Source organism: Gilliamella sp. B2887, assembly GCF_026537015.1.
Taxonomy (GTDB): Bacteria; Pseudomonadota; Gammaproteobacteria; order Enterobacterales; family Orbaceae; genus Gilliamella.
Map to the genome: position 1 here is coordinate 101,830 of NZ_JAFNMX010000002.1, position 23,477 is coordinate 125,306.

Here is a 23,477-nt window from a genome sequence, read left to right on the forward strand (position 1 = left end):
GAAAAAATGATAAAGGGCGTTGCGCTTTCAATATTTGCATCATGTCTTTTTGGTTTACTATATTACTACCCTGTTCTATTACAACCACTGTCCGTTATTGATATCTTTTGCTGGCGATTATTAACCTCCTTTCCTGCAATAATTTCTCTAATTATTGTCGAAAAACAAGGGTCAGCAATTATCAATCTATTTGTTCGGATTAAACAACAACCCTTGATTTTAATCGGTCTCATATTTTCTTCATTTCTATTGACCATCCAAATGTTGATTTTTATTTGGGCTCCGATCAATGGTCATGGATTATCAGCTTCACTAGGCTATTTTTTACTGCCATTAACGATGGTCGTTTTTGGACAAATATTCTATAAAGAAAAACTGAGTATTTTTCGAAAAGTAGCAATTCTGCTAGCCTGCATAGGTGTTGTTTTAGAAATTTATATAACTGGCGCTTTTTCGTGGGAAACAGCGGTTATTGCATTGGGTTACCCAATTTACTTTATGACACGCCGTAAATTACAAATAGAAGGCATTTCAGGGACATTTTCAGATTTCTTTTTTATCTTTGTTGGCTGCCTCATTTATTTTAATTTGCATTACTCTTTAAATCAGATTATAAGTGATCTATCTCACTTTCATATTTTTATTCCAATGCTAGGTATCATTACAGCCATTGCTTTTGCCATGTATTTTGTTGCTAGACAGTTGTTACCGCTTGGATTATTTGGATTGCTCGGATATGTAGAGCCAGTACTGCTTACTCTTGTATCGGTGTTATTTTTACATGAATCTGTTTCTAAAGAGCAGGTTGTACCATATGGACTTATTTGGTTATCTGTATGTGTTTTAGCATTAGAAGGTAGTATTTATCTATTACGTACAGTAAAGCGCAAAAAATTGAAATAACTGCCAATAGGCACCATAATAGGAGCCTATTAACAATGGATAGTTAACTATTTGCTGAATGTTACTGGTTGACCATAACTTTCTATAATTGCTTGAATTCTGTCAAGTGTTTCACGAGGCGGAGCTTCTACGCCTTGTAGTTTGTATTCATCGCCCATGGTATCCCATTTATAAGCGCCCATTTTATGATAAGGAAGTAATTCCACTCGTTCTATATTATTCATACCTTCAATAAATTTACCAAGCAAATGTGCTGAGTTATCGTCATCTGTCCACCCAGGAACAACTACGTATCGAATCCAAGTCCGTTTATTAATTTTTTGGAGGTGTTTGGCAAATTCAAGCACACGTTTATTAGATACTCCGACAAGTTTTTGATGAATTTCATCATTGATTTGCTTCAAATCAAGCATTACTAAATCTGTTACCTCTAAAAGCTCATCAACCGTTTGGTCTAACTGCCTCGCATAACCATTAGTATCTAAACATGTACTAATACCTTCTTTATGGCAGGCTTTAAACCATTCAGTGATAAATTCAGATTGCAAGGTAGCCTCGCCACCTGATGCTGTAACACCGCCACCATTAGGGATAATAAAACTTTTATAAGAAACAATTTCTTTCATCAGTTCTTCAACAGTGACTTCTCGCCCAGCTTTCAAATCCCATGTATCACGATTATGGCAATACAAACAACGCATTAAACAGCCTTGAAAAAAAACAATGAAGCGAATTCCAGGACCATCAACAGTACCAAAGGATTCAAAAGAATGAATACGACCTTTTATAGGTTGTTTCGTTGTCATAATAATATTTTGTTCCATACATATTCTCTAATAATTACTCACATTGCTTTTTGCTTTATACTTTTCATTCTTATTTTAACTCAGATAATACTTTGCTTACACCAATTGCATTAATTGATATGATGTGTATTTAACTAAATTATACAAAAGAACAACAATATCTCATTATTCTTGCTGCACTATGATTTTGTTAACTTTAAAGCAACTATTTTTCTATTTAATAAAAAAATAGCGCCTTTAAGGCGCTATTTTAAGTTTAGTTGTTCAATTAACTAAATTACATTGATTGAGTGAAAGTACGTGTAATAACGTCTTTTTGTTGCTCTTTAGTTAATGAATTGAAACGTACTGCATATCCAGAAACACGAATTGTTAATTGTGGATATTTTTCAGGATGTTCCATCGCATCTAATAAAGTTTCGCGATTTAATACGTTCACATTTAAATGTTGACCACCTTCAACAGTAGCTTCATGGTGGAAATAACCATCCATTAAACCTGCTAGGTTACGTTTGCGTGCATCATCATCTTTACCTAATGCATTTGGAACGATAGAGAAAGTATATGAAATGCCATCTTTAGCGTAAGCAAATGGAAGTTTAGCAACAGATGTTAATGAAGCAACAGCACCTTTTTGGTCTCGTCCATGCATTGGGTTAGCACCTGGTCCAAATGGCGCACCAGCACGACGACCGTCTGGAGTATTACCAGTTTTCTTACCATATACAACATTTGAAGTAATGGTTAATACTGACTGAGTAGGAATTGCATTACGATAAGTTTTAAGTTTTTGAATTTTCTTCATGAAACGTTCAACTAAATCAACAGCAATATCATCTACACGCGGATCATTGTTACCGAATTGTGGATATTCACCTTCGATTTCAAAATCAGTTGCTAAACCATCTTCATCACGAATCGTTTTTACTTTTGCGTACTTAATTGCAGATAATGAGTCAGCAGCTACAGATAAACCAGCAATACCACAAGCCATAGTACGAATAACATCACGGTCATGCAACGCCATTAATGACGCTTCATAGCTGTATTTATCGTGCATATAATGAATAGCATTTAAAGCCGTTACGTATTGTTTCGCTAACCAATCCATAAAGTGATCTAAACGAGCGAACACTTTGTCAAAATCAAGATATTCGTCAGTGATTGGCTCTTCTTTAGGACCAACTTGCATTTTTAATTTTTCATCCACACCACCATTGATTGCGTATAGAAGAGTTTTTGCAAGGTTAGCACGAGCACCAAAGAATTGCATTTGTTTACCAACGATCATTGGGCTTACACAACATGCAATTGCATAGTCATCATTATTAAAGTCAGGACGCATTAAATCATCATTTTCATATTGTAATGATGAAGTATCAATTGATACTTTAGATGCAAATTCTTTAAATCCACTTGGTAAGTGTTCAGACCAAAGGATAGTCATGTTTGGTTCCGGTGATGGACCCATTGTATATAAAGTATTTAAGAAACGGAAAGATGTCTTAGTTACTAAAGTACGACCATCAACACCCATACCAGCAATAGATTCAGTTGCCCAAATTGGATCGCCAGAGAATAATTCATCATATTCAGGTGTACGTAAGAAACGAACCATACGTAATTTCATCACGAAATGGTCGACGATTTCTTGTGCTTCTTGCTCAGTGATTAAACCAGCTTCTAAATCACGTTGGAAGTAAATATCAAAGAACGTCGAAGTACGACCTAATGACATTGCCGCACCATTTTGAGATTTAACCGCAGCTAAGTAACCAAAATAAGTCCATTGAACAGCTTCTTGTGCAGTTGTTGCTGGTGCTGAAATATCAAAACCATATTTTGCAGCCATTTCTTTAATTTGACCAAGTGCACGATGTTGCTCAGCAATTTCTTCACGACGTTGCATCGTCATTGGTAAATCAACACCATTTTCAAAGTCAGCTTGTAATGAAGTAAATTGAGCATATTTATCTTGCATTAAGTAATCAATACCGTAAAGTGCCACACGACGGTAGTCACCAATGATACGACCACGGCCATACGCATCAGGAAGACCAGTAATAACGCCTGATTTACGACAACGAAGGATATCTGGAGTATAAATATCAAACACACCTTGATTGTGAGTTTTACGATATTCAGTAAAGATTTTTTTGACTAGTGGATCTAAAGTTCTATCGTAAGCTTTACAAGAGTTTTCAATCATCTTGATACCACCAAACGGAATAATAGCACGTTTTAATGGTTTTTCAGTTTGTAAACCGACAATCTTCTCTAAATCTTTTTCGATGTAACCCGCATCATGAGCAGTAATAGTGGAAATTACACTCGTATCAAAATCAACTGGTGTATGAGTGGAGTTTTCAAATTTGATGCCTTCCATCACTTTTTCCCACAATTTAGTGGTTGCATCTGTAGCGCCAGCTAAGAAAGATTCATCACCCTCATAAGGTGTATAATTCGTTTGAATGAAATCACGAACATTGACATTATTTTGCCAATCACCTTCTTTAAATCCTTTCCAAGCCTTTGCTTGTACTTCGTTTAAATTACTCATAATTATTAACCTCAGGTTTACAAAAATATCTATTTACCCTCTCCTATATGAGGATAAATATCATAAAATCAATGTGGTTTACGCAAATATAAAGCCCAATATGGTAGCGCTACAGCTAAACCACCTAAAATATTTCCAATTGTTACAGGAATTAAATTATTTAAAACAAAATGCTCTACAGTCAGTTCTTTAAATGTATCTGGCGATACCCCTACTGCAGTCCAAAACTCAGGAGATGCAAAGTTATTAATTACAATTCCCATAGGAATCATAAACATGTTTGCAATACTATGCTCAAAACCGCTTGCAACGAACATTGCTACAGGTAAAACCATAATTAACATTTTATCAAGTAAGCTACGTCCAGCATAACTTAACCAAGCTGCCAAGCAAACCATCAAATTAGCCAATAAACCAAGAAAGACGGCTTCAATAAAAGTATGGTGTAACTTATGATCTGCTGTTTGTAGGACATTTAAACCCCACATTCCGTTAGCTACCATATATTGACCAGAACACCAAATAACTGTTACAAACAGTATAGCACCAATAAAGTTACCAATATAGACTAAAATCCAATTACGGATCATTTTTGTCCAACTAACTTTATGAGTCATTTTTGGTAAAATCGTCAATACAGTTGAAGTAAAGAGATCTGCACCACAACAGACTACTAACATTAATCCTAATGAGAAACAGATGCCACCAACTAGTTTAGCTAAACCAAAAGCAACCGTTGCAGTGCCAGTTGTTACAGTAATATAAAATACGAAAGCAATAGAAATAAACACGCCTGCGATAATCGCAGATAAAATAGTACTATATGGGTGTTTACTTAATTTGTAGTTGCCGAGGTCTTCAGCAATTTGTGTCATTTGTGCGGGGGAATATGAATCCACAAGTTTATCGGTACTCAAACTAACATCCTCAAAAAAACTAGGGTTTTATGAGACGCATAGTATACTCAAAATTTGAAGTAGATCACGTTTTTTTTTATTAAAAAATTTTTAAATTTTAAAAATCTTATTTTTTTAAAGATATTACTTCCAATAAAACAATACCCCTATTTCTTGTTTCTTATTTTATTTGTAATAGCTAGTATTATTTAACTTAATTTTATCTGTTATCTAATATATTACTCACTTTTATCAGATAGTTACGTGATTCCTGAGAGACATGTGACGTGACTAATTTTCGAAAAACTTGTTGTGGCGTCATTGAATTAATAATATCAATTGCTCGAACCCGATCATTAGAAAACGTGCGCAATACACTACCTGCCCCACCATTATAAGAAGTAATCATTGCATACCTTAAAGATATGGGATTATTAATACCAGCCAAATATTTTGTTTTTAATAATGATAAGTAAGCTGTACCCATATCGACATTATTATGTGGATCCAGTAAATATTTTCGACTCGGTTCTCCAGACTTACCACGTAATTGAAAAATATCCCGTCCAGCGGTATGCTGCTGTACTTGCATTAATCCAAGCGCATCTGAACGACTTACAGCATAAGGGTTAAAAGCAGACTCGACTTCCATAATTGCTAGAATCAACCTTTCATCAATGAAATAGCGGTTTGAAGCTTCCGTCACTAATGGTAAGAATTTTCTTGCCCGTTCACTAATGTGATTAGGGACCAATTTGATTTCAACATAAGTAATTTTATGCATTCCTGATGAGCGAACTTTCAAGTTATTAGCAAGCACATAATCAGCAAAATTATTTGCTCGACCACTCCAACGAATGGGTTGTTGTTCTTGATCTAAAACCTGATTATATAAAAAAGGTTCTTGTGACAAATTTTGATTAAATTTATCATAACGGATGATATCAACCGGTTCAGGCATTAATAGTGTTGAAACTATTGCTTCTTTCAAAGATTCTATGGGTAAATCGGATAAAGTTTCAATGGTTATCACCCCAGAAACGAAGTTGATATGAACTCGAGTTTGCAAGTTATCTTCATACTGAACATAATCTTTTGGACCAGCAATAAGGACTTCCTGCGGTCCCCAAATTTCTTCTATATTATTTGCATATTGACTAATTAAAATATTGAAGGCATTAGTATCTTTAATATAAAAATCTTCATTTTCTTTAGCTGAATTATTACCTGAACATCCATTTAAAAGACTTACCGCTATAAATAAGATAATGATATTTTTATTGTTTTTCATGTTATACCTCAGTTTTGGGGTTTATATCCATTAATAACAATCTCTTCACCTTCAAATAAAAATTTAACCATTTCCGTTTCAATTTGTTTACGATGCTCAGGATTCATCATATTAAGTTTATTTTCGTTAATTAACATAGTTTGCTTTTTGAGCCATTCTTGCCATGCAGGTTTTGATATTTCATTGAAAATACGCTTACCAAGTTCACCTGGATAAAGCTGAAAATCTAAACCATCTGCTTCTTTTTTTAAATAATGGCAATAAATAATACGACTCATTTTTAACTCTTTTAAGTGCAATTAACCAACATAATTTGATTATACCTGAAAATAATTATAGAAAAGAAGCAAATTAATGAATAGGTTTTAAATTTAAATATTTTTTACAGATGAATATTAATTCACTATATTTGAATAATTATTTACTTTACTCAACAATTAATTAGCATAAAATAAACGATATTCCATTCAATAAAAATAGATCAGGACTTAACAATGCAAGCAAAAATCACACGCCAACTCTTTGATAAGGTCATTTTACCTGTTTATGCCCCAGCCCAATTTATACCTGTTAAAGGGCAAGGCAGCCGAGTATGGGATCAGAATGGTGAAGAATACATTGATTTTGCTGGTGGCATAGCAGTCAATGCCCTAGGTCATTGCCATCCAAAATTAGTTAAAGCGTTGCATGAGCAAAGTGAAAAAATATGGCATGTTAGTAATGTTTTCACCAACGAACCCGCATTAAATTTAGCACAAAAACTAATTGATAATACTTTTGCTGATCGTGTTTTTTTTGCCAATTCAGGAGCTGAAGCAAATGAAGCGGCTTTTAAATTGGCTCGGTATTATGCTATCGAAAAATACAATCCTTATAAAACCAAAATTATCGCCTTTCATCAATCCTTTCATGGACGAACATTTTTTACCGTGTCTGTAGGCGGTCAAGCTAAATATTCAGATGGTTTTGGTCCAAAACCTGCTGACATTATTCATGTTCCATTTAATAATTTTGATGCAGTAAAAGCAGTGATAGATGATCATACCTGTGCTGTCGTGCTAGAACCTGTACAAGGTGAAGGAGGATTAACTTGCGCTTCAGTGGAGTTTTTAAAAGGTGTTCGCGAACTTTGTAATAAATATAATGCTTTGCTTATTTTTGATGAGGTTCAATGTGGAATGGGTCGAACAGGAAGTTTATATACTTATCAACAATATGATGTAACACCGGATATTTTGACTTCTGCCAAAGCGCTGGGCGGTGGATTTCCAATTAGTGCCATGCTAACAACAGAAGACATTGCTACAATAATGCATCCTGGTGTCCATGGTACAACTTATGGCGGTAATCCTTTAGCTTGTGCTGTTGGTTGTGAAGCATTTGATATCATTAACACAACAGAAGTTTTAGAAGGGGTGCAAAAACGACGTGCAATCTTTATTGAACAACTTGAAAAGATTAATGATAGATATAAAGTATTTCGAGAATATCGTGGTAAAGGTCTATTATTAGGCGCAGAACTACAACCAGAGTTCCATAACAAAGCTCGAGATTTTTTAAACGTTGCAACAGAATTTAAAGTAATGATATTAAATGCTGGATCTAACGTATTACGTTTTACTCCTTCATTAATTATCTCGGAAGAAGAAATTCAAGAAGGTATGATACGATTTACAAAAGCAGTCGAAAAAGTTGTCAATGCCTGAGTTTTTCTATACAGTAGCGGCATTTAAATCAATTAAGTGCCATTATAGCATTTAAAGGATACTTTTTATGACTGATATTCGTCCATTAAATTATGCAAAAACACATTTTATCTTAAGTGCACCTGATATTTCTCATTTACCAAGTGACAGTGGTGTAGAAGTAGCATTTGCTGGCAGATCGAATGCAGGTAAATCCAGTGCTCTCAACACATTAACCAACCAGAAGTCTTTAGCTCGAACAAGTAAAACACCGGGACGGACACAATTAATCAACCTTTTTGAGGTAGAAACAAATTGCCGATTAGTGGACTTACCGGGTTATGGTTATGCTCAGGTTCCTGAAGCAATAAAACGTCAATGGCAAAAATCACTAGGAGAATATTTACAAAAACGCGAAAGTTTATTGGGATTAGTGGTTTTAATGGATATAAGACATCCTCTAAAAGATTTAGATCAACAGATGATTCATTGGGCAGTTTCAGTAGAAATCCCAGTCATGTTATTACTCACTAAAGCGGATAAACTTGCTTCTGGTGCAGTTAAAAAACAGGTCAATATGGTAAAAGAGGCTATTTTACCTTTCCAAGGTGATATTACTGTCACGCCTTTTTCCTCTCCTAAACGAGTAGGACTTGAAGCGTTAAAACAAAAATTAGATGAATGGTTTAATCAACAATAACGAGAGGAATCATTCAATGGATAGTTCAGCATTTTCATTTCAATTTTTATCACCCGATCTTATTGTCAAGAGTTTATCTTCAATTGGCATTTATATAAATTCGGGTTTAACTGCTTTAAATAGTTATGAAAATCGCGTCTATCAATTTCACGATGAAGAACATAAACGTTATGTTGCTAAATTTTATCGCCCCCATCGTTGGAGTCGAGAACAAATAGTCGAAGAACACAAGTTTACAGAACAGCTATACCTTGCTGATATTCCTGTAGTATCGCCAATTGCACATAATAATAATACATTACATGAGTATCAAGGTTATTTGTTTGCTTTATTTCCTAGTTTTGGTGGTAGACCCTATGAGATAGATAATCGAAATCAAATGGAGTCGGTAGGTACTTTGATTGGTCGAATTCATCAAATTGGTGCAACACAAACTTTCTCATACCGTCCAATTATTGGACTTGAAGAGTATCTTTATCGTCCACAAGATATCCTATTATCATCGGCCTATATTCCCAAAAATATACAACTTGATCTTAAAACTGTATTAGCAAAGCTTATCAAAACAGTTGAACAATATTGGCATACTGATTGGCAACCTATACGCTTACATGCTGATTGCCATGCAGGCAATATTTTATGGCGCGATAGTGCTACGCTTGTGGATTTTGATGATTCTCGTAATGGTCCAGCAATTCAAGATCTTTGGATGCTGTTATATGGAAACCAACAAGCTCAGCGCTTACAATTAGAAGAATTGATTGAATTGTATCAAGAGTTTTATAATTTTGATAAAGGACAACTCAAACTAATTGAACCTTTACGAACTATGCGAATGGTGCATCAATTAGCTTGGATCGTAGAACGATGGAAAGATCCTGCCTTTCCTACTGCCTTTTCATGGATAACCGATGTCGATTATTGGCACCGACAATTATCAGAATTCAATCAACAGATAAATGCGCTTACTGCGCCACCTTTACAATTAATGTCAATGTGTTAAGAACATATTAATGAACAAAATGATAAGTAACAACATTATTGATTATGCAAAGTAAAACTGTGACATGGTTTCTATATATTATAAGAACCGCTAAACAATCTTTATATACAGGAATCACAACCGATGTGGTTAGGCGTTTGCATCAGCATCAAAATGGAAGTGGTGCTAAATATTTAAAAGGTCATAAAGATCTTCGTATTGTTTACCAACTACATGTTGGCGATAAAGCAACAGCTTTAAAGCTGGAGTATCATATAAAACAACTTTCCAAACAGAAAAAAGAACAATTGGTGGTAAACGCTCCAGACTTAGCGAAATTATTAACTACTATTAATCAATAAGTTAATTAATAAATTGATAAGAATTTTAGGAATTTGTAACTGCAAAATTATTTTCAACATTTACAATACTAATGGTATACAAAAGCATTAACCAATTTATTTGCTGACTAACATACGCTTAAACAAAAGCCACATTTTTTAATGTTTTTGCAATTAATTTAGTTTAGTTTATTTATTTTAATGTAAGAGATTAGAATCAAATCAACCTTAAAATAGCTGTAATACAGTCCAAAGAATTTCAGTATAACCAATAAAATAAAAATTGATATTTTTAAAACAAAATGATCTCCTTTATTTTTTTGAGGAAAAAATAGTTTGGCATTCTTATTGAATTAGTAACATAAATAAAAAATGAAAAATTGATCAAAAAGTAACTCATGTGAATACTAATAACCATTTCTTGGTACGCTAAATATCAGCAATAACTTTAACATTCACTCCTTAACCATTAGTAAAGTTAATCACTGTAAAACAAGGGACACGTATGGCGGTAATCCATCTATCCCTTATTCCAGGGTTGTAAACATTTTTACCTTTTGACAATCTCACCAATAACTTCTGCCCTAACACCGTTGATTTGTTGACAAAATTACCTCAAATTTTTTAAATAATTAAAGATAAATCTGTGATGAATCATCATTAAAGTGAATAATTTCACGTTTATAGAAAAAATGATGTTATCTATTTAAAGTTAGAAAATTTACATTTTTAGGTACTCACCCGTATATAGAAATGCATTACTATTAGTTATTGATGAGACGAGATTTATACATACTTTATTTGTATATTAAAATAGAAGCACTGAGAGTATTATCTAATCTCTTTGCGTCTATCAACTTGTACCTACCTTAAAAATCGACTGTTTCATTTACTTTATGCTTGATAGTGTTTAAGATAAACCAATTTTTTGATACATCTTGGGACTTAAAATTTGAATAACTTTGCAAACATTATTGAAATCGAACGCGGTGATATAAAGTTCGCGTATGTGGAAAATGATGAAATCAACTATTTAAACCTTTTTGACCAATTTTTGGCAGAAGAAGGACATCATGAGCTTCTTGACCCCAGTGATAAGTTGGAGCGATATACTTATTTAATAAATCATAATCAAAGCAAATTTATTTTTAAGATCGATGGAGGTGTAGAGAAGCGTTTAGAGCGTCGTATTATTGCCATGATGACTGGTGATTTTTATTTCAATTTAATTCATAAGTTAGCAAAAATTTCACTTGATAAATGTGACATCGCTTATGAGCTATACTTGGTAGCTTTTGATAAAAAAACTCAACGTCACTATATGATATTCAATTTTGTGGAAGGTCGTTCCTTGAAATGGGAAGAAATGAATAAATATGGTGTTCAAGTAAAGAACTGTATTGAAAAATTACATAGTTATAATTTGGTTTCAAATGATGTACATGGCGGTAATTTTATTTTAACACCTGAAGGAAAGATTAAAGCAATTGATTTAACCAATTCAGGTTTTATTTGGTTAACGAAGGCCAATGATGCAATCGAGTTAAAAGAACGTTTTAACATCAAAATCAAAGTCCCTGTTATGGCGATGGCAATAAAAAAATTCACCCATGGATTTAAAAAATTATCTCGAAAATTACGAGGTAAAGAGATGTAAAATAATGAGAAAAATGCTATTTTCTCTCATATCTAAATTGTTATTTTAATAGTATATCTTATTGAATTAATGCTAATAAATAACCTATTTTTGATTATTATTCTTATTGCTTTTACAGACACTAATAAATCAATTGGTAAACAACTAGAATTAGTTGGCTTATTCTACAAAGGGCGTTGCATGAAAAATTTAATTGGGATTTTAACAATATTTGCTTTGCTAACTGGCTGTACCTCTCAAAAAATGATGTTAATTTATAAAACTGAGGGAGTCGAAATAGGTCAAAACACGTCTGGCATAGATATATTAAAAAAATACAGTATTTCAAAACCTATCACCGCACTTCGCTCTTCATTATCGCTCTGCATCGCTCAAGAACTTGATAATAGTCCAGTAGTGCTCATTAATGAGAATTATTATGGTTCACATTGGTGGTCTTATTACAATATGCCTAATCATCAATCAATCACTGTTAGCGGTGGCGAAACAATAAAACTTGTTGAAGGTAATAATGTTGTTGCTAGTGCTGTAACAAATTATCAATATTATTCAAAATATTTTGTAAGTTATACTTTAACTGCGACTCGTAACAAAAATGATATCAATTATCTATTTAGTAATATTAAGCAAGCTCAGCAATATTCTGGTTCATCAGTAAATGATGGATTTGAAAATATCAAAACTGTTGCAAGAGCTCATCCTGATCTCGTTATTGAGTCTCTAAATAAAGAAGTTGCTAAAATTCACGAGTGTTTAGAACGTCAATAATGTTGTCATCATGCATAACAATTTTGTAAAAAAGTTTGAGATTAAGTATACATTTAAGTATATTTTTAATTAGGTAACTATTTTTGGTGATACAATAAATTCACTCAATGCAATATGTTAATAGTTTAATAACTATCGTTTTAAATTATATGAACTTTCTATTGTAAATCAGATAACACCACCGTCTTCCCTCCTCTTTATTGAGATTATTTTTACATATTCCAAAAATAACTCGTATCAAGATTATGGTGATGTTATTGCTAATATAACTAACATTAAATATGTCATTTCATAGTAATGCATTCATTTAAAGGATATATCCGTTTCACAAAATTAAAACCAACTTATATAACATATTAAATAATTTAACAATCGATTAATTAAATTATAATAATAATGACTAAATTATTATTGATAATGGTTCTAATTACTATATTATTATTTATTACTAAAGATTTATTACGCAATAAAAGGAAAAAATAAGCAATGGAAAAAAAACAATTAGTTGGAATTATTATTTTTAGTAGTTTATTAATGGGTTGTGCTCAAGAGTCATCAAAAACCATCGTATCCCCAACAGTCAATAGTTATAACTCACAATATAATGGTGTAAAAACCAATATTGCCATAGGTAAATTCGAAAACCGTTCAAATTATCAAAATGGTATATTTTCAGATGGTATTGATAGACTTGGTAATCAATCAAAAACATTACTCATCAGTCATTTACAGCAAACAAATCATTTCAATGTATTAGATAGAACAAATATGGGTGAACTAGCTGCTGAAGCGAATTATAAAAAACAAAAACAAAACATAATTGGTGCCAATTACATTATTTCTGGTGATGTCACTGAGTTCGGACGCAAAGAAGTGGGTGATCATCAGTTATGGGGAATTCTTGGAAAAGGTAAACAGCAAATTGCTTATGCTAAAGTTAATTTGAACATCATAGATATTAATACATCTCAAGTGGTTTACAGTGTGCAAGGAGCAGGTGAATACAGTTTATCCAATCGTGAAATTATAGGTTTTGGTGGTAAGGCTAGTTATGATTCCACTCTTAACGGAAAAGTACTAGATCTCGCTATTCGAGAGGCGATTAATAATCTCGTTAATGGAATAAATTACGGTGCATGGAAACCTGCAACTAAATAAAAAATTAGATTTTAATTATTAAAGGATTATTATAATGTTAAAAAAACAATATATTACATATTTATTGTTTTCAGGAGTTTTGTTGTTATTAAGCGGTTGCCAATCCTCGAAAACAATCTATTATTGGGAGGGTTATCAAGAAAATCTTTATAACTATAACCTATCAGATAAATCAAGCCATTCTGAACAAATTAAAGCTCTAGAAAAAACCATTGAAAAAGCAAAATCAGCCAATAAACCTATTCCTCCAGGATTACATGCTCATTTAGGATTGTTATATACAACTGTAGGAAACAATAATAAAGCTATGGAACAATTTGAGTTAGAAAAATCACTTTTTCCAGAATCCAAAAACTTTATTGAGTTTGTTGAACACAAATATCAAGGACATTAATTAATGAAGAATAAAATTATTGCTCTATTAGGAACTTTATTGGCACTTTTTATGCTAGTTGGCTGCTCAACACAAAAAGGAAGCTACGATTACACCGCATTTAAAGAAAGCAAACCAGCATCTATATTGGTATTATTACCTACCAATCATTCAAATGAATTGAGTGCCAGCTTTGGTGTTTTTTCACAAGTAACATTTCCATTATCTGAAGCTGGGTATTATGTTTTTCCAGTTAACTTAACTTATGAAGTATTTAAACAAAATGGCTTAATCGTTGCAGATGAGATTCAATCGGTTAGTTTAGCAAAGATACGAAAAATTTTTAATCCTGATGCTGTTTTATTTATTAATATTCAAAATTATGGAACAAATTATCAAATCATTCAAAGTGACACACGAGTAACATTAGACGCAAAATTAGTCGATGCTCGTTCTGAAAAAATTCTTTGGACTGGCTCTGCTTCAGCGTCAAGTTTAGAAAACCAACAAACTAGCAACAGCCTAATTTCAACTCTAATTTCTGCCGCAATAACACAAATTACGAATACAGTTAGAGATCACAGTGTTGCTATTTCTGGAGTCGCTACAGCACGATTATTTACTCCCAATCCAATAAAAGCAGATGGAATTTTATATGGGCCTTATGCAGCGACTAAAGTAGAAAATTAGGTTAACCCTTAATCAAATTCATATAAATAAAATCATTTATTGTGAATGCAAGGCGGTATCTTTTACCGTCTTTTTTATATAAATATTATACTATTATATTTTATTCTTGTTTAATACTTTCTATTGAATAATACTACCGATTTTTTATTGGTTATGTTAATTATGCTCTGCTAATACAACAATATTTCCAATTAATATTTTTTGACATGTCCAGTCAAATTCTTCCTCCAATTGAATATGGTTTAGTCATACTTAATCCAACAAATATCGTTGTAAAATTATTTATCGCTTTTTACAAATTGAGTTGGTGCAAGAGTGCTTACTTCGATAGTTTTTCCTGATTGACTATGATGTAACAAATTTAAAAATTTTGAAAAACTTAAATAACTTACATTAATTACAAAATCAGTTATATAAATTTCTTATTCTTCTGAATTTTGCGTCAACAATTATACTGTTTTAAAATTCCCAATAGAAGTTTCACAATAAAAAGGTTGAGTTATGAACATGACAAAGGATTTCGAAATTAATAAAATTTACGTAGGATCGCTTCCCTTACCCATTTTTGTGATTTGTTCAATTATTGTAATTATTGCAGCCCAATTGGATATGTTACCAAAAACATTGATTGGAGGATTTGCTGTTATTTTACCATTGGGATGGTTTTTAGGAACTGTAGGTCAAAATATCCCTTTTTTTAAAAAATTTGGAGCTCCAGCAATTTTGTCCTTAATTGTACCTTCACTATTCGTTTATTACGATGTTTTTGATGCGAATACTTTAACAGCAGTCAAAATGTTAATGAAAGATTCTAATTTCCTACTCTTTTATATTGCCAGCTTAGTATGTGGTAGTATTTTAGGTATGCATAGAGTCATTTTAATACACGGTTTTATTCGTATGATGATTCCGATGTTACTTGGGATGTGTTTAGCTGCTTTAGTTGGTGTCTGTGTTGCTGTTGCTTTTGGTGACACTTGGGAACATGCATTTTTCTATACTGTTTCGCCTGTTATGGCGGGAGGAATTGGTGAGGGGGTATTACAACTTTCAAACGCTTATAGTAATATTCTTGAGCAAGATTATGACAAATTTGTGAGTGCATTAATTCCTGCAACAGTCGTAGGTAACTTTTTTGCAATTACCTTCACTGCCATAATGAGTCGAATTGGTGAAATTAAGCCTCATTTAAGTGGACATGGACAACTGGTAAAAATCGAATTTGCTGGGTTAGCAGATGCATTAAAAGAAGATAAAACATCATTAGATGCCAGAGCAATGAGTGGTGCGGTGATGATTTTAGCCACATTGTTCATATTTGGTATGATTTTAGAAAAGATAACGCATTTTCCTGGTCCCGTATTAATGATTATTGCCACGGCATTTGTTAAATATTTTCGTTTATTACCCGAAAGTGTCGAACGTGGAAGTCAGCAATGGTATAAATTTATCTCGGGTAATTTTACCTTTCCATTAATGGCAGGTTTAGGTCTGTTATATATTGATTTAGGTAGTGTTGTAAATGTTCTAACAATCCCTTACTTTATCACAATCATTTCTGTAGTATTTACCGTTTCAATGACAGGTTTTATCTGTAGTTTTTTTCTGAAAATGTATCCCGTCGAAGCCTCAATCATCTCATCATGTCAAAGCGGTATGGGTGGAACTGGTGATGTCGCTATTTTGTCAACGGCAAATAGAATGAACCTAATGCCATTTGCACAAGTTGCAACAAGATTAGGAGGAGCTTTGATGGTGATATGTACTACAGCACTATTAAGATCTTTATATATGTAATGACATAATATTATAAACTAATGGAGAGTGATAATTTTAAGAATAATTAATACAATATCAATAACAAAATATTAATTATTGATTTGATATTTTTTAAGTGAAATTGGAAAGGAATAATTATGACAACAGTTCAAGAAAAAGCTTTAGCCATCAGTAAACAAAAGCATGGTAAATTTGAAATCCACTCAAAAGTACCGGTTAATTCAATGTCGGATCTTAGCGTTGCTTATACTCCCGGTGTGGCAGCAGTTTGTACTGAGATCGCAAAAAATCCTGAATCTGTTTATGAGTATACGAGTAAACGTAATTTAGTGGCGGTTATTACCGATGGATCAGCGGTATTGGGACTTGGTAACATTGGACCAGAAGCAGCTATTCCGGTTATGGAAGGTAAAGCAATATTATTTAAACAATTTGCGAATGTAGATGCAATTCCCTTATCTTTAAATACACAAGATTCTGATGAACTAGTTAATTATATTGCTGCGCTGGCTCCATCCTTTGGTGGCATTAATCTTGAAGACATCAGTGCTCCACGGTGTTTTGAAATTGAAAAACGTCTCCAAGAAATCTTAGATATTCCTGTTTTCCATGATGACCAGCATGGTACTGCAATTGTTGTTTTAGCTGCATTATTTAATGCCTTGAAAGTTGTAAATAAAAGTATTGAATCAGCTAAGGTAGTTATAAATGGTGGGGGAGCCGCTGGATTAGCTATTGCAGATATGTTACTAGCAGCTGGGGTAACAGATCTTAAAGTTGTCGATAAAATAGGAATTTTATCTGAAGATGATAGCTCTTTACCTTCCCATCATATAGCAATAGCAAAACGAACTAATCGTTCAAGACAGCGAGGAACCTTACAAGATGCAATAAAAAATGCAGATGTGTTCATTGGTGTTTCAGCACCTGGTGTGTTAAAACCTGATTGGGTTTCTACAATGGCAGAAAAATCAATTATTTTTGCCATGGCTAATCCAACACCTGAAATTTTTCCAGAAGAAGCCAAAGCAGCTGGTGCTTACATTGTTGGTACAGGACGTAGTGATTATCCAAACCAAATCAACAATGTACTTGCTTTTCCTGGTATTTTTAGAGGGGCTTTAGATGCGAGAGCCAAAAATATTACGTTGGAAATGCAATTAGCAGCCGCTAAAGGGTTAGCGAGCATCGTATCTAATGATAAATTGTCAGCAGATTGTATCTTACCAAATGCCTTTGAACCCAATGTGGCAAAAATAGTTGCAGAAAGTGTAAAAAATGCAGCTAAAGAGTAGTGATCATTCTGAAATTATCTAATTTATTTCAAATACACCTACTAATAATTTTTTTGTTAGTAGGTATTTAATACGTTAGAACAATAATGTTGGTATTAAAAAATTGAATAATAAAAATGAAGTATCTCTTTAATCGATTAACACTGAAAGCTAAACTCATCACACTGATTTGTTTGGTTTTTATACTTTCAGTGATTGTACAAAATATATACATTATTCATGTTGTGAACGACGAGTATTTCGATCATTCGCGTCAACAAGTTGAAAAAATAGCTAATATAATTTCAAATTCAAATGATTTTATTGATAAAATGCAAAGCCCAACCCTACTAAATCTAGATTTTATTCAAATAAATACTGAACAAATCCGAAGATTGACGCAAGTCGATTTTGTCGTCATTTTCAATATGCAAGGTGTACGTTACTCTCATCCTGATAAAAATAAAATAGGTCGATTCGTTGTTGGCGGTGATGAACAAAGAGCATTAAAAGGTGAATCTTACACATCAATCGCTAAAGGAACTTTAGGTAACTCTGTACGTGCATTTAGCCCTATTTTTAATGAACACAATCATCAAATTGGCGGAATACTGGTAGGTCAAACTCTAAAGAAAATTGATCATTTAGCTGCAAAGACAAGTCAACCAATTTGGTTATCACTGGTTGCATCATTAGTCATTGCTATCATTTTGGCCTCATTGCTTTCTCGTAATATAAAAAAAATCCTACATGGACTTGAGCCATTAGAAATGGCGCAGCTATTTGAAGAAAGAAATGCAATTATAAGAACAGTTAAAGAAGGTATCGTTGTGGTTAATCGTCAAGGCTTTATTACCCAAATTAACAATGAAGCAAGGCGCATATTACGCATTAATAACAGTAAAGAGAATATTATTGGACATCAAATTGATGACATTATTCCCAATACCCGATTATATGAAGTCATGATGACTGGTGTTGCACAATATGATTGTGAACAAAACATTAATGGTGTTGTGATTCTTACCAATAGGACACCTTTGTTTGTAAGAGAATCATTAGTTGGAGCCATTGCTTCGTTTCGGGATATGACTGAGGTTCGACAGTTGGCCGAAAATCTTACCGGTGTGAATCGGTATGTCGATGCATTACGTTCTCAATCTCATGAATTCAACAATAAATTACATGTAATTTATGGTTTAGCATGCAACAATAATAAGCAAGAACTCATTGAGTACTTGAAGGAAATAATAGGTAATAAACAAGCTGAATCAAATGTGATTAGTCAAACAATAAAAGATCCTATTCTTGCTGGTTTCTTAAACAGCAAATTTATCAGGGCGAGAGAACTAGGTGTTAGTCTATCTTTGAATGTTGATGGTGAATTAAAAGTGATTCCCAATCCCTCTGTAACACATGGTTTGATAACAATTCTTGGTAATCTCATTGATAATGGTTTAGATGCAGTTCAATTTTTAGATAAAAAACAGATAGATGTGAATTTAATTATATCCAATCAGACCTTTCAAATGGAAATTAATGATAATGGTAAAGGTATTTCTGAAGAAGATACACACTATATTTTTCAAAAAGGATATTCAACTAAAGGGGATAATCGAGGGATTGGACTTTATTTGGTTTTAGCAAGCATTGATGAATTAAATGGTTATATTCAATTATGTGATTTAGATAATAAAAAAGGTGCCTGTTTTAAAGTATTATTACCTTTGAAAGAGATCTATAGAGAGAAAGAAATTCATGATTGAAGTTTTAATAGTTGAAGATGATCCTATGGTTGCTGAATTAAACAAAAAATATTTACAAATGATCACAGGTTTCAATTTAATTGCTAATGTCAATGATGGAGAACAAGCATTACATTTTATTCATGATAACCATATTGATCTCATTTTACTTGATGTCTTTATGCCAAAACTAAATGGGCTTGAACTTTTACAACATATACGTATTAGTTATCCGCAAATTGATATAATAATGGTTACAGCTGCATGTAACGCTAGTGATATCCAAACAGCATTACGGTTAGGAGTAATTGATTATATAGTTAAACCTTTTACTTTTGAGCGATTAAGAATAGCACTTATTTCATATCAAGAACGCATTCGTTTATTATCATCCTCAACAAGACTTAATCAACATCAGTTAGATGATCGGATTTTTGCAAAACCTACTATTCAATATAAAAATCTTCCTAAAGGTATTGATAGCCAAACACTAAAAAAAGTTAGAGAGGTTATTATTAACTATAATAAAGAATTTTCAATGAGCAATATTGTTAAACTAATTACTTTATCAAGGATATCTTTAAAAAAATATCTCGATTATTTAGAAGAATTAGGCGAACTTGAAAGTTATTTGACTTATTTATCTATTGGCCGTCCTGTAAAACATTATATTTATAAAAAATAATTTTTACTGCTTTCAAATAATCAGATATTCAGTTAAATCAATATACACTCAATTTATAATTTATTGATTATCATTTTTAATCGTTTATCATTTCATTTCTTTATAAAAATTTTTTAAATAAAACAATGAAGATCAAACCAATTTCTTTTCTCATAACAACTGTATTTGGCACAAGTTATGCTAATGCTTATAATTATAATTATGATGCATCAACAGATATTGTCTTACCCTTTAATCAGATTAATGAACGTTATTTTCTAACAAACAATATTAATCTACCTATCAATATTACAACATCCGATAGTTTAATCGTTCATAATAAGGGATCATTTCATCTTGGTTTTACTGGTAAAACGGCAAAAGAATCTGCTTCCATTGCTAACAGTGATATCAATATGACGGTTAATGGTAATTTTCAAATTTTTAATGATACTTGGATTGGTAAATTCGATACCAAGTTCTTTACCGAGTATTTAGGGCTGCATACTGATTTTCCGTATGCTCCTATCGATTATAATATTGATGTACATGTAACAGGAAACATTAATGTTGAATTAGGTGCAGACAAAAAAAGAGGCGGGCTCATGATTTTATCTGGTAACGTCATGGGTACGGGGACAACAGTGAAGGTAGAAGGTGATACTAATATCCGTAGTGGTGATAACCATTTAGCAGGAACATCATCATCTCCTGCAAGACTTATTACACGTAGTTTTAATCTAACTGGTGGCGATATAGAAATTATCGGTGCTAAAACAGTATTAGAAACAACCAATAATGATATTCAAAGATCCTCTGTTTTAATAGGAAAAACCGGAAAAATGATCATTATGCATGGGGCAACTGTTGATTTGAGTCGTGGTGGTAATTTTGATGTGATGGATAAAGGTCAATTAACTTCCAGTAGAGGGGATGGTTTTGTAAAACTTTCATCTAATGGACAACTTAATATTGATAAAACAGCCACTATAGAGTCATCTAAAGGTTCATTACATATAAGTGATCACAATAATCATACTTCCCATTTGAATATTGCTGGAACGCTTAATTTTGGAATATCAGAGACCAAACAGTATAACAATATTCATGGAGATAATGTTAATATCTTATCTTACGCTAAAATCTCTGCAATCGATGATTTTATTAAATACAGTCTCAAATATAGTTCCTCTGAAATAAATGCTACCGTTTTATCTGCAAATAATTCATTAAATATTTCTAATATTAATGATGGTGAAACTAAACCCACTAATTCAAAATATTTATGGTGATTTAAACTTTAAAAAAATAGGAAATAAACTTCAATTTGTAAATGCAAGCAATGTAACCAATTTCAGTGATCTACATCATGCAAAATTGGCGGCAGAACGACAAATTTATCGTTACTATGAGCAATTAGGTACTCAAATTAAAAATATTGCTCAAGGTTTTTGCTCAAAATTTAGCAAAAGTATCGTACGAATCACTTTACAATATAGCCCAAAATGGCAATGTAAGTTCTGATAAATCTTTAGCTGGAGATTTGAATTGGGAAATTCTAGCAGCTATAGGAAAAGGAAATTTGGCAATTGAAAATAGAAATACAGCTCTATATTTCAACAAGAATTTAGCAGGATTATACAATAATCATCATGGATTACATTTAACAGAAATCACAATGCATTCGTTTAATTATACTCGAAATACAAATAATGACTATGACATCTCTGGATACAAATATACATCTAGTGGTTTCATAGTAGGATATGATAAAAAAATAATTGATAATTTTTTAGTCGGCACAACGTTGAGTTATACTTCGGGTAAATACAAAGATAATGCTGCATCCTCAAATAATTCCGATATAAGTAATTATCGAATCCGATTATATTCTGGCTATAGTTTTCCAAATAATATTATAATTTCTGCTTATGTTGGTTACACTTATGGAAAAATCATCTTAATACCTATGATAATTATTATTCAATTAATGAGAAATTTCACAGTAATACTTGGAATATTGGGAATACTATTGGATATAATTGGCAAGTTAAAGAAAGTTAAATTTAACGCCTAGTATAAGTTTAAATTACCTCTATACAGAAAACAGTTCACATAATGCTAGCTATAATAAAATTGACCTAGTTAAATATGGTAAAGCATCAAATTCGACATTATTAATTCCTCTGGATCTGAAAATTGATTATTTAATTTTCCAAAATCAGGATATACAGTTAATTTAAGTCATAATGAATTTGATAGTGATATCACTATCAATGGAATTAATGGAATATCTAAAATGAGTTCCCATACCTCTAATCGATCTAATAATCAATACAATCTAGGATTGGAACTAACCTATAATTATAATCTTATTGATCTTAATATTGACTATCAATATTTTGGCGAAAGCAAGACAAACTCAAACTATATTACTGTGCTTGCTAAATTTAATTTTTAATCATCTAAAATAACAATAGGATGTTGCATATATTTTTTATGAGCATCTAGACCTCAATAATCATTTTTTTGAATATTAAAATCTACTAATAATCCATAGTGATTTCATCTAAAGATAACTTAAAACTTGGAACAAAGACTTCTAAAAAATAGTCCATTTCAGGACTATGACGTTGTGATAAGGTTTTTTTTAAACGCTGTTCTGCTAATCTAAATTCATTATTGCCAGCACTCAGTTCCTCAATCGTTTTTAAATACGCACATAATGCATCAGCTTGCTTTACTATACTTTTTTCTGCTTCATCATAATAGTCATCATCAATTAATAATTTAAACTCATCTTGTAACTCTTTAGGAAGCATATTTATAAGCTTATGCTGTGCTATTTTTTCAATCTTTTTATATTCAACCGTGATTTGTGGGTTATAATATTTCGTTGGTGTTGGTAAATCTCCTGTTATTACTTCTGAAACATCATGATACATAGCCAATAATGCAATTCGTTCAGGATTAACATTACCATTAAATTTTTTATTTTTAATAATTGCTAAGGCATGTGCAATAAAAGCAACTTGCAAACTATGTTCAGATACATTTTCAGTTCTCACATTACGCATTAATGGCCAACGATTAATTAATTTTAATCGTGATAAATGAGCAAAAAAATGGCTGCCGTTCATATAAAAATCTCTTTTTTAAAAAATAAAAACGCCTCCATATAATTGGAAGCGTTCAATCGATTAAA

Annotated in this window: 22 protein-coding genes; 16 read left to right on the plus strand and 6 right to left on the minus strand. The window is 32.2% G+C overall.

Annotated features, from left to right (window positions below; translation table 11 throughout):
* Window positions 1-6: 6 nt before the first annotated feature.
* Entirely contained in the window at window positions 7-903 is an 897-nt protein-coding gene (gene rarD / locus J3U13_RS02285) for an EamA family transporter RarD (protein WP_267339864.1), read from the plus strand.
* Window positions 904-950: 47 nt separating this feature from the next.
* Here rarD and pflA read toward each other — a convergent pair whose 3' ends face one another.
* From pflA to J3U13_RS02310, 5 genes are all read right to left on the minus strand, one after another.
* Window positions 951-1,727: a pyruvate formate lyase 1-activating protein gene (gene pflA / locus J3U13_RS02290; RefSeq protein WP_267339866.1), complete on the minus strand. Its 777-nt coding sequence runs from the start codon at window positions 1,725-1,727 to the stop codon at window positions 951-953.
* 259 nt (window positions 1,728-1,986) lie between these two features.
* Window positions 1,987-4,269: a formate C-acetyltransferase gene (gene pflB / locus J3U13_RS02295; protein ID WP_267339867.1), complete on the minus strand. Its 2,283-nt coding sequence runs from the start codon at window positions 4,267-4,269 to the stop codon at window positions 1,987-1,989.
* 68 nt (window positions 4,270-4,337) lie between these two features.
* Window positions 4,338-5,186: a formate transporter FocA gene (gene focA / locus J3U13_RS02300; protein ID WP_267339868.1), complete on the minus strand. Its 849-nt coding sequence runs from the start codon at window positions 5,184-5,186 to the stop codon at window positions 4,338-4,340.
* Between the two features lie 199 nt (window positions 5,187-5,385).
* Entirely contained in the window at window positions 5,386-6,456 is a 1,071-nt protein-coding gene (mltC, locus tag J3U13_RS02305; RefSeq protein WP_267339870.1) for a membrane-bound lytic murein transglycosylase MltC, read from the minus strand.
* An 8-nt stretch (window positions 6,457-6,464) separates the two neighbouring features.
* Window positions 6,465-6,734, minus strand: coding sequence for an oxidative damage protection protein (locus tag J3U13_RS02310; protein WP_267339872.1), 270 nt, complete (start codon window positions 6,732-6,734; stop codon window positions 6,465-6,467).
* A gap of 216 nt (window positions 6,735-6,950) precedes the next feature.
* Between J3U13_RS02310 and J3U13_RS02315 the strand changes: the two genes are divergently transcribed.
* From J3U13_RS02315 to J3U13_RS02385, 15 genes are all read left to right on the plus strand, one after another.
* A complete protein-coding gene (locus tag J3U13_RS02315) occupies window positions 6,951-8,162 on the plus strand; it encodes an aspartate aminotransferase family protein (protein ID WP_267339873.1) in 1,212 nt (403 codons plus the stop codon).
* 67 nt (window positions 8,163-8,229) lie between these two features.
* Window positions 8,230-8,841 (plus strand): ribosome biogenesis GTP-binding protein YihA/YsxC, encoded by a 612-nt coding sequence (yihA, locus tag J3U13_RS02320; protein WP_416380537.1) that lies wholly within the window; start codon window positions 8,230-8,232, stop codon window positions 8,839-8,841.
* A gap of 16 nt (window positions 8,842-8,857) precedes the next feature.
* Window positions 8,858-9,844 carry a serine/threonine protein kinase gene (locus tag J3U13_RS02325; protein ID WP_267339874.1) on the plus strand — a complete coding sequence of 329 codons (987 nt, stop codon included), beginning with the start codon at window positions 8,858-8,860 and terminating at the stop codon, window positions 9,842-9,844.
* A 44-nt stretch (window positions 9,845-9,888) separates the two neighbouring features.
* The gene (locus J3U13_RS02330) at window positions 9,889-10,185 is read left to right on the plus strand and encodes a GIY-YIG nuclease family protein (RefSeq protein WP_267339875.1); all 297 of its coding nucleotides are present in this window, start codon (window positions 9,889-9,891) and stop codon (window positions 10,183-10,185) included.
* Between the two features lie 931 nt (window positions 10,186-11,116).
* Entirely contained in the window at window positions 11,117-11,821 is a 705-nt protein-coding gene (locus tag J3U13_RS02335) for a lipopolysaccharide core heptose(II) kinase RfaY (protein ID WP_267339877.1), read from the plus strand.
* 180 nt (window positions 11,822-12,001) lie between these two features.
* Window positions 12,002-12,589, plus strand: a complete 588-nt coding sequence (locus J3U13_RS02340; RefSeq protein WP_267339879.1) for a hypothetical protein — start codon at window positions 12,002-12,004, stop codon at window positions 12,587-12,589.
* Window positions 12,590-13,075: 486 nt separating this feature from the next.
* Entirely contained in the window at window positions 13,076-13,747 is a 672-nt protein-coding gene (locus tag J3U13_RS02345) for a CsgG/HfaB family protein (RefSeq protein ID WP_267339880.1), read from the plus strand.
* Between the two features lie 34 nt (window positions 13,748-13,781).
* On the plus strand, window positions 13,782-14,141 hold the full coding sequence (locus tag J3U13_RS02350) for a DUF4810 domain-containing protein (protein ID WP_267339882.1): 360 nt from the start codon (window positions 13,782-13,784) through the stop codon (window positions 14,139-14,141).
* 3 nt (window positions 14,142-14,144) lie between these two features.
* Window positions 14,145-14,810, plus strand: coding sequence for a DUF799 domain-containing protein (locus J3U13_RS02355; RefSeq protein ID WP_267339883.1), 666 nt, complete (start codon window positions 14,145-14,147; stop codon window positions 14,808-14,810).
* 501 nt (window positions 14,811-15,311) lie between these two features.
* Entirely contained in the window at window positions 15,312-16,607 is a 1,296-nt protein-coding gene (locus J3U13_RS02360) for a 2-hydroxycarboxylate transporter family protein (RefSeq protein WP_267339884.1), read from the plus strand.
* Window positions 16,608-16,726: 119 nt separating this feature from the next.
* Complete coding sequence (locus J3U13_RS02365) at window positions 16,727-17,884, plus strand: NAD(P)-dependent malic enzyme (RefSeq protein WP_267339885.1); 1,158 nt, start codon at window positions 16,727-16,729, stop codon at window positions 17,882-17,884.
* A gap of 116 nt (window positions 17,885-18,000) precedes the next feature.
* Window positions 18,001-19,629, plus strand: a complete 1,629-nt coding sequence (dcuS, locus tag J3U13_RS02370) for a DcuS/MalK family sensor histidine kinase (protein WP_267339887.1) — start codon at window positions 18,001-18,003, stop codon at window positions 19,627-19,629.
* Window positions 19,622-20,293: a response regulator gene (locus J3U13_RS02375; protein ID WP_267339889.1), complete on the plus strand. Its 672-nt coding sequence runs from the start codon at window positions 19,622-19,624 to the stop codon at window positions 20,291-20,293. Before dcuS ends, J3U13_RS02375 begins: the two co-directional genes overlap by 8 nt.
* A 125-nt stretch (window positions 20,294-20,418) precedes the next feature.
* Complete coding sequence (locus J3U13_RS02380) at window positions 20,419-21,564, plus strand: hypothetical protein (protein ID WP_267339891.1); 1,146 nt, start codon at window positions 20,419-20,421, stop codon at window positions 21,562-21,564.
* A gap of 146 nt (window positions 21,565-21,710) precedes the next feature.
* Complete coding sequence (locus J3U13_RS02385; protein WP_267339893.1) at window positions 21,711-22,349, plus strand: autotransporter outer membrane beta-barrel domain-containing protein; 639 nt, start codon at window positions 21,711-21,713, stop codon at window positions 22,347-22,349.
* 469 nt (window positions 22,350-22,818) lie between these two features.
* Here J3U13_RS02385 and yfbR read toward each other — a convergent pair whose 3' ends face one another.
* Window positions 22,819-23,412 carry a 5'-deoxynucleotidase gene (gene yfbR, locus J3U13_RS02390; protein ID WP_267339895.1) on the minus strand — a complete coding sequence of 198 codons (594 nt, stop codon included), beginning with the start codon at window positions 23,410-23,412 and terminating at the stop codon, window positions 22,819-22,821.
* Window positions 23,413-23,477 lie beyond the last annotated feature (65 nt).